The following is a 16837-nucleotide window of genomic DNA, read 5'->3' as shown; positions in this document are numbered from 1 at the left end:
GCCACCCACAGGACCTCTGCATGACCGACACAACCGTACTGGTGCTGGGCTTTGAGCCCTTTGACAAAGCCCCCCTCAACCCCGCGTGGGAAGTGGCCCGCAGGCTCGATGGCAAGACCATTGACGGTGCGCGCGTGGCTGGCGTGCAGCTGCCCTGTGTGTTTGGCAAGGCGCTGGATGCGCTGGACGCAGCCCTGCAGCAGCACCAGCCTAGCCTGGTGATTGCGCTGGGCCTGGCCGGCGGCCGCACGGCCCTGTCGATCGAGCGCGTGGCCATCAATGTCGATGATGCCCGCATTGCCGACAACGCCGGCCAGCAGCCTATCGATGTGGCCGTCACCCCCGATGGCCCTGCGGCCTATTTTGCGCGCCTGCCCATCAAGCAGGCCGTGACTGCCATGCGTGCAGCCGGTGTGCCTGCCGAGGTGAGCAACACCGCCGGCACCTTTGTCTGCAACCATGTCTTCTACGGCCTGATGCACCGCCTGAACACGGTGCCCGCCTGGGCACAGACGCGCGGCGGCTTTGTGCATGTGCCCTACCTGCCCGAGATGGCAGCGGCGCTGCCGGGCGCCCCGAGCATGGCGGTGGAGACGCAGTGCAAGGGTATTGAAGCGCTGATTGCGGCCGTGCTGCGGCATGATCCTGAGCAGCAGGATCTGCAACTGAGCGCAGGCCAACTCCATTGAAATTCATAAGAAAGGTAGCACCATGTCCCTCACCATGGATTTGAACAGCGATCTGGGCGAGAGCCTGGGTGCATGGACCATGGGCGACGATGCGTCCATGCTGTCCATCGTCAGCAGCGCCAACGTGGCCTGCGGTTTTCATGCAGGCGATCCGGCTGGCATTCTCGATACCTTGAAAAAAGCCAAGGCCAGCAACGTCGTGGTCGGTGCCCATGTGGCCTACCGCGACCTGGTCGGTTTTGGCCGCCGCAACATGGATGTGGCCCATGCCGACCTGGTGAGCGACGTGATCTACCAGATTGGCGCGCTGCAAGGCCTGGCCGCTGCGGCAGGCACCACGGTGCGCTATGTCAAACCCCATGGCGCGCTGTACAACACCATTGCTCAGGACCGCCGCCAGGCCGCTGCCGTGATCGAGGCCATGCAGGCCGTGGGCGGCCAGCTGGCGCTGGTGGTGCTGGCCGGCTCGCCGCTGATGCAATGGGCACGCGACGCGGGCCTGACGGTGATCGCCGAGGCCTTTGCCGACCGGGGCTACACCCCGCAAGGCACCTTGGTATCGCGCCGCGAGCCAGGCGCTGTGCTGCACGACCCGGAGATGGTCGCCCAGCGCATGCTGCAGCTGGTGCAGCAAGGCACGGTGCAGGCCAATGATGGCTCCGTGGTCGAGGTGCAGGCCGATTCCATCTGCGTGCATGGCGACAGCCCCGGCGCGGTGGCCATGGCCAAGGCGGTGCGTGAGCACCTGCAGGCCGCAGGTGTGCAGATCCGCTCCTTCATGGACAAGGCGGGCGCATGAGCGACGAACGCACGATGCGCTTTCTGCCCGTGAGCGACCAGAGCATGCTGGTGGAGCTGCAGGACTTGGAGCACACCTTGGACCTGCTGGCCGCACTGCAGGCCGAGCTGCCCGCTGGCGTGCAGGAGCTGGTGCCCGCTGCGCGCACCATCCTGGTCTCGTTCGACCGCTGGCAGACCAGTGCTGCCGACCTGCAGCGCCATATGGCCGCATTGCGCCTGGGCCGCCAGGCCCGCAGCGCCGGCCAGCGTGTCGAGATTGCTGTGCACTACGACGGCGAGGACCTGGCCGATGTGGCGCAGATCCTGGGCATTGATGTGCCCGAGCTGATTCGCCGCCACAGCGGTAGCGATTACAGCGTGGCCTTTTGCGGCTTTGCGCCCGGCTTTGCCTACCTGACCGGTGGCGACCCGAGCCTGAACGTGCCGCGCCGCAGCACGCCGCGCACCAAGGTGCCTGCGGGCTCGGTGGCGATTGCCGGCACCTTCAGTGCCGTCTACCCCAATGACACCCCCGGCGGCTGGCAGCTGCTGGGCCGCACCGAGGTGCCCATGTGGGACCTGCTGCGCAACCCGCCTGCCTTGCTGCAGCCGGGCATGCTGGTGCGCTTTGTCGATGCCAGCACTGCGGCTGGCCAGGCCTTGCTGAAGCAGCAATCCGCGGCGCAGGCCCAGGCCCCCGCAGCGGCTGAGCATACCGGCGCCGGCATGCGTGTGCGTGCCACCGGCTTGCAGACCCTGGTGCAGGACGCCGGCCGCGCCGGCCAGGCGGGCCAGGGCGTATCGGCCGCCGGTGCGCTGGACCAGGGCGCGATGCGCCGTGCCAACCGCCTGGTGGGCAACGATGCGCGCCAATCGGTGCTGGAGTCCGTCGCTGCAGGCCTGCAGCTGCAAAGCCTGGGGGCCACCGTGGTAGCCGTCACTGGCGCCACCGGCCCCCTGACCGTGCGCAGCGCCAGCGGCGCTGCCTGGCAGGCCGAACGCAATGCGGCCATTGCCTTGAACGATGGCGATGTGATCCAGCTGGGCGAGCCCGACAGCGGCGTGCGCAGCTATGTGGCGGTGCGCGGGGGCTGGCTGGTGGAGCCCGTGCTGGGCAGCACCAGCACCGACACCCTGGCCCGCATCGGCCCTGCCGCCTTGACCACCGGCCAGACCCTGGCCGTCGGCGATGCACGCGATGCCGCTGCGGTGCAAGCCCCTGATCTGAACCCGCCTGCACTGCCCAAGGCCGGTGAGACGGTGGTGCTCGATGTCGTCATGGGCCCGCGCACCGACTGGTTCACCCCCGAGGCGGTGGCCCTGTTTGCCGCGCAGCGCTGGCAGGTCACCCCCCAGTCCAACCGCGTGGGCTTGCGCCTGGCCGGTGAAGAGGCACTGGTGCGCAGCCAAACCCAGGAGCTGCCCAGCGAGGGCACGGCCCTGGGCGCCATCCAGGTGCCCGCCAGCGGCCAGCCCGTGCTGTTCCTGGCTGACCACCCCTTGACCGGTGGTTACCCGGTCATCGCCTGCATTGCCTCCTACCACCTGGACCTGGCCGCGCAAGTGCCCGTCGGTGGCTGGCTGCAATTCCGCCCCCTGGCGCCCTTCGCGGATCTGGTGGGCTGAGTGTTGAACAGGGCGTGCGCGCCCGTTCTTGAATGGATATAGCTATGAAAAAAGTTCTGATTGCTAATAGAGGCGAAAACAGACGCGCAGCGGCGGTTTCTCTACATTGCAGTGCCTGCGCAGCAGGCTGCGGCGATCTCGCTTCTCTGTCGATGTTTGGTTGCTCGGAGTCTCAGCCATGAAAAAAGTATTGATTGCAAACCGTGGCGAGATCGCCGTCCGCATTATTCGTGCCTGCACGGACCACGGCCTCAAGAGCGTGGCGGTGTATGCCGATGCCGATATCGACGCGCTGCATGTGCGCATGGCCGATGAGGCCTATGCGCTTGAAGGCCAGCGCCCGGCAGAGACCTATCTGGACATCGCCAAGCTGATTGCAGTGGCGCAAAAGAGCGGCGCAGATGCGGTGCACCCAGGCTACGGCTTTCTGTCGGAAAACGCCGCCTTTGCCCGCGCCGTGATCGGTGCCGGCCTGACCTGGGTGGGCCCACCGCCTTCGGCCATCGAGCAATTGGGCGACAAGGTACAGGCGCGCAAGCTGGCGCTGAGCGTGGGTGCGCCGCTGGTGGCAGGCACGCCCGAGCCGGTCAAGGATGTCTCCGAGGTGCATGCCTTTGCACGTGACCATGGCCTGCCGATTGCGGTCAAGGCTGCGTTCGGCGGTGGTGGCCGTGGCATCAAGGTGATCTGGAAGGCCGAGGACATCGACGAGCTGTATGGCGCGGCGGTGCGCGAGGCCGTGACCGCCTTTGGCCGTGGCGAGTGCTTTGTCGAGCAGTTTCTGGACAAGCCGCGCCACATCGAAGCCCAGGTGATGGCCGACCAGCACGGCAATGTGCGGGTGCTGGGCACGCGTGACTGCTCCTTGCAGCGCCGCAACCAGAAGCTGGTCGAAGAGGCTCCAGCGCCTTTCCTGACCGACGCGCAGCGCGAACGCATCCACCAATCGGCCCGCGAGATCTGCCAGGCCGCTGGCTATGTGGGCGCCGGCACGGTGGAATACCTGCTGAGCCAGGGCGGCGCGATCTCGTTCCTGGAAGTCAACACCCGCTTGCAGGTGGAGCACCCTGTGACCGAGGAGACCACCGGTACCGACCTGGTGCGCCTGCAGTTCCGCGTGGCCGAAGGCGAAGTGCTGGCCGATACCACGGTGCCTGCCCCCCACGGCCATGCGTTTGAGTTCCGCATCAACGCCGAAGACGTGGGCCGTGGCTTCCTGCCCGCCCCCGGTCTGGTGACCCGCTTCGAGGCCCCATCGGGCCCCGGCGTGCGCGTCGACAGCGGTGTCGAATCGGGCTCGCAGGTGGCGGGCCAGTTCGATTCGATGCTGGCCAAGCTGATCGTCTGGGGCCCCACCCGCGAAGTGGCCGTGCAACGCGCACGCCGCGCGCTCAAGGAGTTCAAGATCGAAGGCGTGCCGACCGTGCTGCCTTTCCATGAAGCCGTGATGGCGCATGCCGACTTCATCAACGGCCAGCACTTTGGTGTGCACACCCGCTGGATCGAAACCGAGCTGATGCCCCAGTGGGATGCCCAGCCCGAAACCCGTCCCCAGCCTGCCGCCACCGCTGGCCTGCAGCGCGTGGCCATTGAGCTCGACGGCCGCCGCGTGATGCTGGGCCTGCCCGCCTCCCTGCTGTCCGGCCTGTCGGCCCCTGGCGCTGCCCCAGCGCCCGTGGAAGCAGCCGTGGACGAGAAGGCCGTCACGGCCGCCTCCGCCGGCACCCTCACCACCTGGAAGGTCGCTGACGGCGCCACCGTGCAAGAGGGTGAGCTGATCGCCGTGATGGAAGCCATGAAGATGGAAATGCAGATCAACGCCCCCCGCGCTGGCCGCATCAGCCTGAAGGTGGAAGCGGGCAGCTACCAGGCCGCTGGCGCAGTGATTGCGCGCATCGACTAAGCCGTCTTTTTGACGGAGGCCAAGCGCCGCGCAGCCTTTGGGTTGCGCGGCTTTTTTGTTGCTAGGGCGCTGCGTATGTTTCAGCGCAGGATGCAAAGTTACCCGGACAGAACGTATCGTTCCAGAACCGTGGCTAGTAGCCAACTTGCGGACTGGAGTGGCCTGTCACAATCTAGCGGATTCGCCCGCTTCATTGATTTGCGTCCATGCCTTCATCTTTCTCCTTCCACGATATGCCTTGTGCAATCCCAAGTCTGGTCGTCGAAAAAAAGCACATCGAATACAGCTGTATGGGCAGGCTGACCTATGAAGACAGCCTTGACTGCATGCGTAGTTGGCGGCTATTTCCATCCCAGAAGGAGGCAGCATGAGCGACTTCATTCTCTACACTACAGAAGACGGTCGCAGCCAGATCAAGCTGCGGACCAAAGGCCAAACGGTCTGGCTCACACAGCGTGAAATGGCCCAGCTATTTGACGTGAGTACCGACAATATTGGGCTGCATCTCAAGAACATCTTTGCTGACGAGGAAATCGAGGCGTCTTCAGTTACCGAGGAATCCTCGGTAACTGCCTCCGACGGCAAAAACTACCTTACCAAGCTCTATAACCTCGAAGCCATTCTGGCGGTCGGCTACCGCGTGCGCTCGCCACGCGGGGTGCAGTTTCGCCGCTGGGCGTCCACCATTCTGAAGGAGTATCTGACCAAGGGCTTTGTGATGGATGACGAGCGGCTGAAGAACCCGGATGGTCGCCCAGATTACTTTGACGAAATGCTGGCCCGTATCCGCGACATTCGGGCCTCGGAAAAGCGCTTCTACCAAAAGGTGAGAGATCTCTTCGCGCTGTCCAGCGACTACGACAAAACGGACAAGGCAACGCAGGTGTTTTTTGCGACAGTGCAGAACCTGTTGATCTTTGCTGTGACCGACAAGACCGCTGCCGAGCTGATCATGGCTCGGGCAGATTCGGCGGATCCGCATTTCGGCCTGTTGGCTTGGAAGGGCGACAAAGTCCGCAAAGCAGACATTGTGGTGGCCAAGAACTACCTGAGCGAAGATGAAGTTGACACCTTGAACCGGTTGGTGGTCATCTTCCTGGAAACCGCTGAACTTCGGGCCAAGAGCAAGCGTGAGACGCCGATGGCTTTCTGGAAGCAGAACGTCGATCAGATCATTACCTCCAATGGCTTTCCCTTGCTCAACCACGCTGGCACGATCAGCCACGACCAGATGGAAGCGCGCACCGATGCGCTATACCAGCAGTTCGACCAAGACCGCAGAATGCGTGAAGCAATTCAGGCCGACCAGCAGGATGAGGCCGATCTCCAAGCTTTGACGAGCAAACTCAAACAACGCCAGAAAAAGGACTGAGGCCCATCAGGCAGCCGCCTCTGTACCGCGCTAGACCCCTTTGGAACCTTGAACAGAAATCTCCACCACATCCCCCCGGCTGCCCGCCGCCAGCTCATGGTAGATGTCGTAGAGGTACTGACCGAGATCGCTGGCAGGCAGATCAGCGGGCACCGCCAGTTGAACCGGAGCGCGTTTGCCATCCTGGCCGACGGCATAGCAGCGCCAGCCGCTGGGGCAGGGCTCCAGATCGAGGATGCGGCCAAAGACGTTAAAGCGGTGTCGGGGCATGGGCAAGCAACGCGATAGGGTGGTGGTGGCACCAGCCTAACCGAGGACCCTCAGGCGCATGTCACGACGGGGTACTTGCCGCGTTCGCCCGGGTGCCACATCACGCGACGAGAACCCTTAAGGTCGCTCGCCGTCCTGCCTGGCAAACACCCGGCTGAGCTGTTGCCGCTGGATGCGGCGGTGGATGGTCGAGCGGTTCACGCCCAGCAGGCGGGCGGCTTCGGAGACATTGCCTTGGCACTGGGCGAGTACCTGTTCCAGCGTGGCGGCATGCAGGGCATGGCCGCCGCATGCGGCGCCTGCCAAGCTTGCTTCGCCAACCGCGTCCTGCCCCTGCGCCACTGCCGGGCTGCACTGCAGCGCATCGGGCAGGTGCTCCAGGTCGATCTGCTGCTCGGCCAGCGCGGCGGCGTAGCGCAGCGCATTGTGCAGCTCGCGCAGATTGCCGGGCCAGCGGTGGGCGCGCAGGGCAGCCTGTGCGGGCGCGCTCAGGCGCAGGCTGCAGCCTATGGCGGCGAGCATGTGCCCGGCCAGGGCCAGCAGGTCGCTGCGCTCGCGCAAGGCGGGCAGCTGCAGCTCGGCGGCGTTCAGGCGGTAGAGCAGGTCGGCGCGGAACTGGCCACTGCGCACCAGCTCGGCCAGCGGCCGGTGCGATGCGGAGATGACCCGGATATCGACCTTCTGTGGCGCACGCGCGCCCAGCGGCGTGATCTCCGACTCGGACAGCACACGCAGCAGCTTGGCCTGCAGCGCCAGCGGCATGTCGCCGATTTCATCGAGGAAGAGGCTGCCCTGGTGCGCGGCCTCGACCAGGCCGGCGCGGCCTTTGTGCGCGCCGCCCGTCCAGGTGCCGGGCAGGTAGCCAAACAGCTCGCTCTCCAGCAGCGCCTCGGGGATGGCGGCGCAGTTGATGGCGACAAAGGCACCGCTGCGGCCGCTGGCGGCATGCAGCGCGCGGGCCAGAAATTCCTTGCCGCTGCCGGTCTCGCCCTGCAGCAGCACCGGCAGGTCTTGCGGCGCCAGCCGGGCGGCCTTGTGCAGCACCTGGCCCATCGCGGCGTCGCCGGTGTTGAGCGCCTGCAGCGGCGCGGGCAGGCTGGGGCGCGGGCTGGCCTGCGCGCTGCTGCGCGGCTGGGGTGGCAGCGCATGGGCAAACCAGATGCTCCCATCGCGGGCGCGCAGAATGCGCTCTTGCGCCGGGCGGTTGCGCATCAACTGCGGCAGGGCCTGCAGGTCGGTGTCAAAAAAACGGCCCAGCGGCTGGCCGGTCAGCAGCGGTTGCTGGCGCCAGTTCAGCCCGGCGATGGAGGCCAGCATGCGGCTGGCGGCGTGGGTCATTGCGCGGATGCGGCCGCGCGCATCGATGCTGAGCGCCGCATCGGCATCGACATCGAGAAAATCCGGCGACTGCGCCAGGCGCAGCACCCAGTCGCTGCCCGATTGGGCCATCAAATTGGCCAGCTCCACCCGGCGCACGGCGGCGGTGACCAGGTGCAAGGCCATCTGCTGGCTGGCGCGGGCGGCGGGCGAGCGCAGCAGCGACAGGTCCAGCACCGCAGCGAGCTGGCCTTGCAGATCGTAGATGGGCGCGGCGGTGCACGACAGGCGCGTATGGGTGAAGTCGAAATGGTCGCTCTGGTGCACCGTCAGCGCCTCGCCGGTGGCCAGGCAGGTGCCGACGGCCGAGGTGCCGGCGACATCCTCGCGCCACTGCGCGCCCAGGTAGAGGCCGGCGCTGCGCAGGTCGCTGGCATCGCTGTCATGGCCCAGAAAATCCACCGCCACGCCATGGCGGTCGGCCAGCAGCAATACATAGTCCAGGCCCTTGAGCTGTTGGTACAGGCGCTCCAGCCCGCTGCGGGCAATGCGGATCAGCGGTTCGGACTCTTCGCGGTGGGCGCGCAGCTGGCCGGCGGGCACGATATGGGCTTCGCTGGTGCGGCTCGGGTCGAGCCGGTGCTGGTCAATGCAGCGGCGCCAGCTGCCCAGCACAGCCCGGTCGCGCGCCTCTCCGTGCAGCGGGTAGCCCATGCCAAAGGCTTCGAGCTCCTGGACATGGGCGGTATAGCTGTGGATGGGCATGGCGGGTCTCCTGCAATCACCGGGCTGATTCTGTGCCTGCACCCTGGCGCTGCCAATCAGGCTTACCCGCAACAGATGCTGCAGTGCAAAAAGGCGCATGCAACAGGTGTTGCATCGGCTGCCGCAGTGCCTGCGCCAGCGCGCTGCTGGCAAACCCGCAGCGCGCTGCCATGCTCTAAGGAGGTTGCAGTGCAGCATGGCCGTTTGGCATGGGGCTTGCAAAAACGCTGACGCTGCGGCCGCAGAGCCGCTGCGATACCGCCCATAAAAGGAGACAAGCCATGACCACCGCTACTGCCAACCCGATGGCCACCGCTACCGCTGCAGACACACCCACCGCCCGCGCCCAGGCCCTGCTGGACCAGCTCAACCAGGCGCTGGCCGCCCGCGATTTTGCGGCGGCCAGCCAGTTGTTTGCCCAAGACTGCTTCTGGCGCGACCTGGTGCTGCTGACCTGGAACCTCAAGACCTGCGAAGGCCCGGCACAGGTGGCCGACATGCTGGCCGCGCAGCTGGATGCCGCCGCGCCGTTGCTGCTGCAGCTGGACCCGAACGAAGAGGTGACGGAGGCCGATGGCGTGCTGAGCGCCTGGCTGGTGGTGGATGCGCGCCATGCACGGGGCCTGGGCCATCTGCGGATCCGTGATGGTCGCATCTGGACCTTGCTGACCACCATCCAGGAGCTCAAGGGCTTTGAAGAAGCGCAGGGGCTGCGCCGCCCGATGGGTGCCGAGCATGGCATACGCCGGGGCCGCAAGACCTGGCTGGACCGCCAGCAGGAAGAGGCCGAGACCCTGGGCGAAAGCCGCCAGCCCTATGTGCTGGTGATTGGCGGCGGCCAGGGCGGTATTGCGCTGGGTGCGCGGTTGCGCCAGCTGGGCGTGTCGCACATCGTCATCGACCGGCAGCCGCGCCCGGGGGACCAATGGCGCAACCGCTACAAATCGCTGTGCCTGCACGACCCGGTCTGGTATGACCACCTGCCCTACATCCCCTTCCCCGAACACTGGCCGGTGTTTGCGCCCAAGGACAAGATTGGCGATTGGCTGGAGATGTACACCCGGGTGATGGAGGTGAACTACTGGTCGTCCACCCAATGCCTGGGCGCGCGCTACGACGAGGCTGCCCAGGAGTGGGAAGTGACGGTGGAGCGCGAGGGCCGCACGATGGTACTGCGCCCTAAGCAGCTGGTGTTTGCCACCGGCATGTCGGGCAAGGCCAACATCCCCCGCATCGAAGGCCAGGAGCGCTTCCGGGGCGAGCAGCAGCACTCGTCGCAGCATTCGGGGCCCGAGGCCTATGCTGGCAAGAAGGTGGTGGTGATCGGGGCCAACAACTCGGCCCACGACATCTGCGCCGCACTCTGGGAGCATGGCGCCGATGTGACGATGGTGCAGCGCTCGTCCACGCACATCGTGCGCTCCGATTCGCTGATGGACATTGGCCTGGGTGATCTGTACTCGGAGCGCGCCGTGGCCAGCGGCATGACCACGAAGAAGGCAGACCTGGTCTTTGCGTCACTGCCCTACCGCATCATGGCCGACTTCCAGGTGCCGCTGTACGACCGCATCCGCGAGCGCGACGCGGAGTTCTACCGCCAACTGGAAGCGGCGGGCTTCATGCTCGATTTCGGCGATGACGGATCGGGCCTGTTCATGAAGTACCTGCGCCGCGCCTCGGGCTACTACATCGATGTGGGGGCCTGCGACCTGGTGATCGACGGCAGCATCAAGTTGCAGGCGGGCAAGAACAAGGGCATCAGCCACCTCACTGAAAACGCCGTAGTGCTGAGCGATGGCACCGAGCTGCCGGCCGACCTGGTGGTCTATGCCACCGGCTATGGCTCGATGAATGGTTGGGTGGCCGACCTCATCAGCCAGGAGGTGGCCGACAGGGTGGGCAAGGTCTGGGGTCTGGGATCGGACACCACCAAGGACCCAGGCCCCTGGGAGGGCGAGCAGCGCAATATGTGGAAGCCCACCCAGCAGCCGCAGCTGTGGTTCCACGGGGGCAATCTGCACCAGTCGCGCCACTATTCGCTGTACCTGGCGCTGCAGCTCAAGGCGCGGCAAGAGGGGCTGCCTACCCCGGTCTACGGCCTGCAGCAGGTGCACCACCGGCATTGAGCGCAGCGCGGGGCCAGCGCGCCGCTGCGGAATGTCAACATTGCACAGGGCGGCCAGCTATGGCCGATGGCTGACACCGGCCGGCCGCCCTTCAATGCCAGAATCGGGCGATGGTGAACCAAGACTCCACGCTCGCCCAGCGGGTGCAGCACAAGCTCAACCCTTTCCGCCCTTTCTACGATGCCGCCCAGCAATGGCTGGCGGCTGACGGTCTGCGCATGAGCGCGGCCATGTCCTTCTACGGCATGCTGAGCCTGGCACCGTTGCTGCTGCTCCTGGTGGGCGTGCTGGGCTGGTGGCTGGACCGCTCCTACATAGAGAGCAACCTGATCCACCAGGTCGAGGACATCATGGGCGCGCAGGTGGCCGATGTGGTGCGCGGCGCGCTGTCGAGTGCGCAAACCAAATCGCAGGGTTTGATTGCCTCGGCCATTGGTTTTGTGATGCTGCTGTCCGGTGCCACCGGGGTGTTCGTGGAGCTGCAGACTTCGCTGGAGCGGCTGTGGAACCATGGCGAGGCGGTTGACAAGAGCGATACCCCGTGGTGGTATTCGCTGGTGCAGCGTGTGCGGGGCCTGGGCTATATCCTGGTGCTGGGCTTCTTGATGCTGATCTCGCTGGTCATCACGACGATGCTGAGCATGACCACGCGCTGGGCCGGCGCCGTATTGCATGTGGAGGCCCCCGGCATGCTGCTGGGCGTCATCAATGAGACGGTGTCCTTCCTGATCACCGTGACCTTGTTCGTCGGCATGATGCGCATCGGCACCGGCACCAAGCCCCGGCTGCGCTTTCTGATTGCCGGCGCTGCGATCGGCGCCTTTCTCTTCACCATCGGCAAGCAGGTGCTGGCCTGGTATCTGTCCACTGCAGCCGTCGTATCGGCCTATGGCGCTGCCGGCTCGCTGGTGGTGCTGCTGATGTGGATCTATTTCTCGTCCGCGATCCTGCTGTTTGCAGCGAGTTGTGCACGGTCGCTCAACGGTGCGGATATTGCGCTGCATGGCAAGGGAGGCGGCGCAGCGGAGGCGGACAGCGCGCGTCTGCGGCCTGCGGCGGGCGAGGCGGCGACGGTGGATTTTCAGATCTAGAAGACCATCGCACCAACAACAATGCGCCCGAGGGCGCATTGTTTTTTAGGGGGAGGGTGGCCCCGCTCTTCAGTGGGCCGGGGCCTTCACATCAAAGCCTTCGGCGCGGGTGTCATGGCGCATGAAGAACACCAGCGCAAACGCGACAACGGCCAGCGATGCCAGGAACATGACGGCGTAGACATCGTTGCCCATCTTGTCCTTGAGCGTGCCAAAGATCGTGGGGCCGATGTAGCCACCCAGGTTGCCGATGGAGTTGATCCAGGCGATGCCCGCTGCCGCAGCGGTGCCGCTCAGGAAGGCGGTGGGCAAGGTCCAGAACGTGGGCAGCGCGCTGAAGATGCCAAACGCAGCCAGGGTCACCGCCGCCATCTTGGGCACTGGTGCGGCGGTGTTGGCAGCGATCAGCAGGCCGGCAACGATGCAGGCCAGCGGAATCAGCACAAACCATTTGCGCTCCTTCATGCGGTCGGAGCCGCGTGTCCAGAAGATCATCGCGATGGCGCCGACCAGATAGGGGAAGGCGTTGATGAAGCCGACCTGCACATTGGACAGGCCACCAAAGCCCTTGATGATCTGCGGCAGGAAGAAGCCCAGGCCGTAGAGCGGCACGGTGATGCCCATGTAGACAAAGCCCAGCGCGATTACCTTGGGGTTGAGCAGGGTCTGCTTCCAGGAGATCTTGTGGATGGATTCGCGGTTCTGGCGTTCGGCCGCCAGGGTCTGGGCGAGCCAGGCGCGTTCTTCGGCGGTCAGCCACTTGGCGTCCTGCGGGCCATCGGGCAGGTAGAACAGCACGACGAAGGTCAGGAAGATCGCCGGCAGCGCCTCCAGGATGAACAGCCATTGCCAGCCATGCATGCCGCCCATGCCGTCCATGTCGAGGATGAAGCCGGAGATGGGCGCGCCGATCACCGTGGAGATCGGAATGGCGAACATGAACCAGCCGACGATGCGCGCGCGGTAGGCGGCCGGGAACCACAAGGTGATGTAGAAAATGACGCCGGGGAAGAAGCCCGCCTCGGCAATGCCCAGCAGAAAGCGCACCACGTTGAAGCTGGTGGCGCTGTCCACCCAGGCCTGGCCGGCCGACAGCACGCCCCAGCTGAACATGATGCGGGCGATCCACTTGCGGGCGCCGAACTTCTCCAGTGCCAGGTTGCTCGGCACTTCACAGAGAAAGTACGAGAGAAAGAAGATGCCGGCCGCACTGCCGAAGACGGCCGCGGAGAAGCCCAGGTCCTTGGACATGCTGGCCCCGGCAAAGCCGATGTTGACGCGGTCGAGGTAGGCGATGAAGTAGCAGACCATCAGCAGCGGCAGGAGCCGCCAGCTGATCTTGGAGATGGTGCGCTGTTCCAGGGTGTCCATGTTGGTCTCCGATGCTGTTATGGGTAGGACGTGCGGTAGAGGCGCTTCACTTTTGATAGCTGTATGTTCAGTTGTATCAAAAGCTGGTGCGGCTTTTCGATGGCGGCTGCCATCGGGTCGCCGCTATTGTGCGCTGCAGCGCCCGCTGCCGCAATTGCGTCGGAGACAGATGCAAAACGCCCCGCGCAGCGCAGGCTGGCGGGGCGTCCGGGTGATCGGGTGGGTGGATCAGGCGGTCTTCATCGAACCGGTATCCAGGTAGCGCTGGTGCCAGGACAGCGCCTCGGTCAGGATGTGCGGCGTATGCAGGCCGGCCGACTGCTGCATCGCACGGTCCACATAGTCCTGCAGCATCGGGCGGAAGTCCGGGTGCGCGCAGCGCTCGATGATGACCTTGGCGCGCTGCTTGGGCGAGAGGCCGCGCAGATCGGCCAGGCCTTGTTCGGTGACGATGATCTGTGTGTCGTGCTCGGTGTGGTCCACATGCGAGCACATGGGCACGATGCAGGAGATGTGGCCGTTCTTGGCCACCGAGGGCGTGACGAAGAAGGACAGAAAGCCGTTGCGGGCAAAGTCGCCACTGCCGCCAATGCCGTTCATCATGCTCGAGCCCATCACATGGGTGGAGTTGATGTTGCCGTAGATGTCGGCCTCGATCATCGAATTCATCGCGATCACGCCCAGGCGGCGTACCAGCTCGGGGTGGTTCGAGATCTCCTGCGGGCGCAGGATGATGCGGTCGCGGTAGAAGTCGATGTTCTCCTCGAAATCGCGGTAGGCGGCAGACGACAGCGAGATGGCGGTGGCCGAGGCGCGCGCCATCTTGCCGCTGCGCAGCAGGTCGAGCATGCCGTCCTGCAGCACTTCGGTGAAGCCCAGCAGGTTGTCGAAGGGGCCGGTCAGCAGGCCGGCCAATACCGCATTGGCCACATTGCCCACGCCCGACTGGATCGGCAGCATCTGCTGGGGCAGGCGGCCCATCTTCATCTCGTGCGAGAGAAAGTCGATGATCGAGGCGGCAATGGTGTTGGAGTTGGCATCCGGCGCGGCAAACACATTGTCGCGGTCGCCCTTGTGGGTCTCGACCACGGCGACCACCTTGTCCAGGTCCACCTTCAGGTAGCCCTCGCCGATGCGGTCGTCGGCATGCGTCATGCGGATAGGCACGCGGCGCGGCGGGATCGCCGTGCCGTAGTAGATGTCGTGCATGCCTTCCATTCTGGCGGGTGGCTTGGTGTTCACCTCGAGGATCACCTTGTCCGCAATCTCCAGCCAGGTCTTGTTGTTGCCCACGGCGGTCGACGGGATCAGCAGGCCATCGGCGGTGATGCCCAGCACTTCGACCACGGCCACATGCATGGGGCCCAGAAAGCCGAACCAGGCGTGCTGGGCCACATGCGAGAGGTGCATGTCGATGAAGTCGATGTCACCGGCATTGATCGCCTTGCGCGCGATCGGGTCGGTGTTGAACGGCAGCCGCTGGCCAATGGCCCCGGCCTCGGCCATCACACCATCGCATTCGGCGGCGGTGGACGCGCCTGTCCAGACATTGAGCTTGTAGGGGCGGCCGGCCGCATGCTCGGACTTGGCATGGGCGGCGATGGCCTGTGGCAGCGCCTTGGGATAGCCGGCGCCGGTGAAGCCGCTCATGCCCACATTGGCGCCAGCGGGGATCAGCGCGGCCGCGTCGGCAGCGGACATGATGCGGGAGTGCAGCGCGCTGCAGCGCACGCGGTCATTCAACGACATGGGGAAGACTCCGGGAGGGTGTTTTCGTTATTGTCTACAGATGCAGCCCAGCGGCAATGGCCGGGCGGCGAGGCGGGCAAATCTTAGCAGTCGTTGCACGCGAAACCATTTGGGATCGGGGAATACCCGATTGTGGATAAGTGCTACTGCAATGCCCATTTATTGTTGCGCTGCAACAATTTAGCGCAAGAAAAAAGCCCGGGACAACCGGGCTTGGGGAGATGTGCCGCTCAGCGCTTGTCGCTGCGGTTGAGCAGTTGGTAGAGGATGATGGCGCCGAAGGTCGCGGTCCCGATGCCGCCCAGCGCAAAGCTGCCGAATTTCAATGTGAAGTCACCGGTGCCGATGATCAAGGTGATGGCGGCGACGATCAGGTTCTTGTTCTGCGAGAAATCCACCTTGTTTTCCACCCAGATTTTGGCGCCGGCCACCGCGATCAGGCCGAACACGACAATCGACACGCCGCCCATGACCGGCAGCGGGATGGCCTGGATCAGCGCGCCGAACTTGGGCGAAAAGCCCAGCAGCAGCGCAATGAGGCCGGCCACCATGAAGACAGCGGTCGAGTAGATGCGCGTTGCGGCCATCACGCCGATGTTTTCTGCATAGGTGGTCACACCCGTGCCGCCCACGCCGCCGCTGACCATCGTGGCCACGCCGTCACCGATGAAGGCCCGGCCCATGTACTGGTCCAGGTTGCGGCCGGTCATGGCCGTCACCGCCTTGATGTGGCCCAGGTTCTCGGCGACGAGGATGATCACGATCGGCGCGATCAGCACCATCGCTTGCGGGCTGAACTGGGGGGCCGAGAAGTTGGGCATGCCGATCCAGGCGGCCGAGGCCAGGCCCGACAGATCCACCGGCTTGCCCAGACCCATGCCATTGGTGAGGATGGCGTAGATGATGGACGCTGCCATCAGGCCCACCAGGATCAGCAGGCGCTGCACCATGCCCCGGGTGAGCACGGCCACCATGCCGACGCAGACAAAGGTCATCGCCTGCATCCAGCTCTCGAAGTTGTTGCTGGCCATGTTCTTGACGGGAACGCTGGCGAGGTTCAGGCCGATCACCGCGACGATCGCGCCCGTCACCACCGGTGGCATGAAGCGCTCGATCCACCCGGTACCCACCACCTGCACGATGAAGCCGATCAAGGTGTAGAGCAGGCCGCAGGCAATGATGCCGCCCAGCGCCATGCCGATGTTGGCATTGGGCCCGGAGCCGGCATAGCCGGTGGCGGCAATCACCACGCCGATGAACGCAAAGCTCGATCCCAGATAACTGGGCACCCGGCCGCCAGTGATCAAAAAGAAGATCAAAGTGCCGACACCACTCATCAAAATGGCGACATTCGGGTCAAAACCCATCAGAATGGGCGCCAGAATGGTCGAGCCAAACATGGCGATGACATGCTGCACCCCCATGATCGAGGTTTGTGGCCAGGGCAGGCGCTCATCGGGCGCGACGACATCGTCAGCGCCTGGGCGCACTTCACGCCAGCGGGGAAGGAAGGATTCAGACATGGTATGGGCAGGCCGCGTGCAGGGCTGCGCCGGTGGGCGCAATTGCAGGCGGGCGAGAGAAAAGGTGCTGCATCATAGTGAATTTGCCAATCCTTGTAGAGAGAGGGAAACTCTCTAACCAGGAACCCATGCAGTGCGGCCGGGACGGCGATGCTGCACGGTGTGGCGCCATGGCACTGGCCCAATGGGCCAATGCAATAGATAATCACAATGATATTCAGAACAAATACGGTAGGTTGCTTTCGGCAGCTTGTA

12 protein-coding genes are annotated in these 16837 nt (G+C 64.9%); 7 read left to right on the top strand and 5 right to left on the bottom strand.

The window, feature by feature from the left end; all coding sequences use genetic code 11:
* Positions 1-20 precede the first annotated feature (20 nt).
* From pcp to ACHWUQ_RS10455, 5 genes are all read left to right on the top strand, one after another.
* Positions 21-689: a pyroglutamyl-peptidase I gene (gene pcp / locus ACHWUQ_RS10475; RefSeq protein ID WP_239810093.1), complete on the top strand. Its 669-nt coding sequence runs from the start codon at positions 21-23 to the stop codon at positions 687-689.
* Positions 690-711: 22 nt separating this feature from the next.
* The gene (locus ACHWUQ_RS10470) at positions 712-1488 is read left to right on the top strand and encodes a LamB/YcsF family protein (protein ID WP_394681076.1); all 777 of its coding nucleotides are present in this window, start codon (positions 712-714) and stop codon (positions 1486-1488) included.
* 14 nt (positions 1489-1502) lie between these two features.
* Positions 1503-3095, top strand: coding sequence for a carboxyltransferase domain-containing protein (locus ACHWUQ_RS10465; protein ID WP_394681090.1), 1593 nt, complete (start codon positions 1503-1505; stop codon positions 3093-3095).
* A gap of 178 nt (positions 3096-3273) precedes the next feature.
* A complete protein-coding gene (locus tag ACHWUQ_RS10460; protein ID WP_133856691.1) occupies positions 3274-4998 on the top strand; it encodes a biotin carboxylase N-terminal domain-containing protein in 1725 nt (574 codons plus the stop codon).
* A 367-nt stretch (positions 4999-5365) separates the two neighbouring features.
* Entirely contained in the window at positions 5366-6370 is a 1005-nt protein-coding gene (locus tag ACHWUQ_RS10455) for a virulence RhuM family protein (protein WP_394681075.1), read from the top strand.
* 30 nt (positions 6371-6400) lie between these two features.
* Here ACHWUQ_RS10455 and ACHWUQ_RS10450 read toward each other — a convergent pair whose 3' ends face one another.
* Together ACHWUQ_RS10450 and ACHWUQ_RS10445 are read right to left on the bottom strand one after the other, a co-directional pair.
* Positions 6401-6640: a hypothetical protein gene (locus ACHWUQ_RS10450; protein ID WP_394681074.1), complete on the bottom strand. Its 240-nt coding sequence runs from the start codon at positions 6638-6640 to the stop codon at positions 6401-6403.
* Positions 6641-6757: 117 nt separating this feature from the next.
* Entirely contained in the window at positions 6758-8722 is a 1965-nt protein-coding gene (locus tag ACHWUQ_RS10445; protein ID WP_394681073.1) for a sigma-54-dependent Fis family transcriptional regulator, read from the bottom strand.
* Between the two features lie 281 nt (positions 8723-9003).
* Here ACHWUQ_RS10445 and ACHWUQ_RS10440 point away from each other — a divergent pair, with 281 nt between their 5' ends.
* Positions 9004-10848, top strand: a complete 1845-nt coding sequence (locus ACHWUQ_RS10440) for a flavin-containing monooxygenase (protein ID WP_394681072.1) — start codon at positions 9004-9006, stop codon at positions 10846-10848.
* A 110-nt stretch (positions 10849-10958) separates the two neighbouring features.
* The gene (locus ACHWUQ_RS10435) at positions 10959-11939 is read left to right on the top strand and encodes a YihY/virulence factor BrkB family protein (protein WP_312414394.1); all 981 of its coding nucleotides are present in this window, start codon (positions 10959-10961) and stop codon (positions 11937-11939) included.
* A gap of 69 nt (positions 11940-12008) precedes the next feature.
* On the opposite strand, the gene ACHWUQ_RS10430 is transcribed toward ACHWUQ_RS10435, so the two are convergent.
* From ACHWUQ_RS10430 to ACHWUQ_RS10420, 3 genes are all read right to left on the bottom strand, one after another.
* Positions 12009-13310 (bottom strand): MFS transporter, encoded by a 1302-nt coding sequence (locus ACHWUQ_RS10430; protein ID WP_394681071.1) that lies wholly within the window; start codon positions 13308-13310, stop codon positions 12009-12011.
* A 228-nt stretch (positions 13311-13538) separates the two neighbouring features.
* Positions 13539-15059, bottom strand: coding sequence for an acetyl-CoA hydrolase/transferase family protein (locus ACHWUQ_RS10425; protein WP_239810100.1), 1521 nt, complete (start codon positions 15057-15059; stop codon positions 13539-13541).
* A 230-nt stretch (positions 15060-15289) separates the two neighbouring features.
* Complete coding sequence (locus tag ACHWUQ_RS10420) at positions 15290-16582, bottom strand: solute carrier family 23 protein (RefSeq protein WP_239810101.1); 1293 nt, start codon at positions 16580-16582, stop codon at positions 15290-15292.
* Between the last annotated feature and the right edge of the window lie 255 nt (positions 16583-16837).

It is taken from the genome of uncultured Comamonas sp. (genome assembly GCF_964277875.1).
Classification (GTDB): Bacteria; Pseudomonadota; Gammaproteobacteria; order Burkholderiales; family Burkholderiaceae_C; genus Comamonas; species Comamonas sediminis.
The sequence above is the reverse complement of the archived record's forward strand: the minus strand, read 5'-3'. Positions and strand labels throughout refer to the sequence as shown.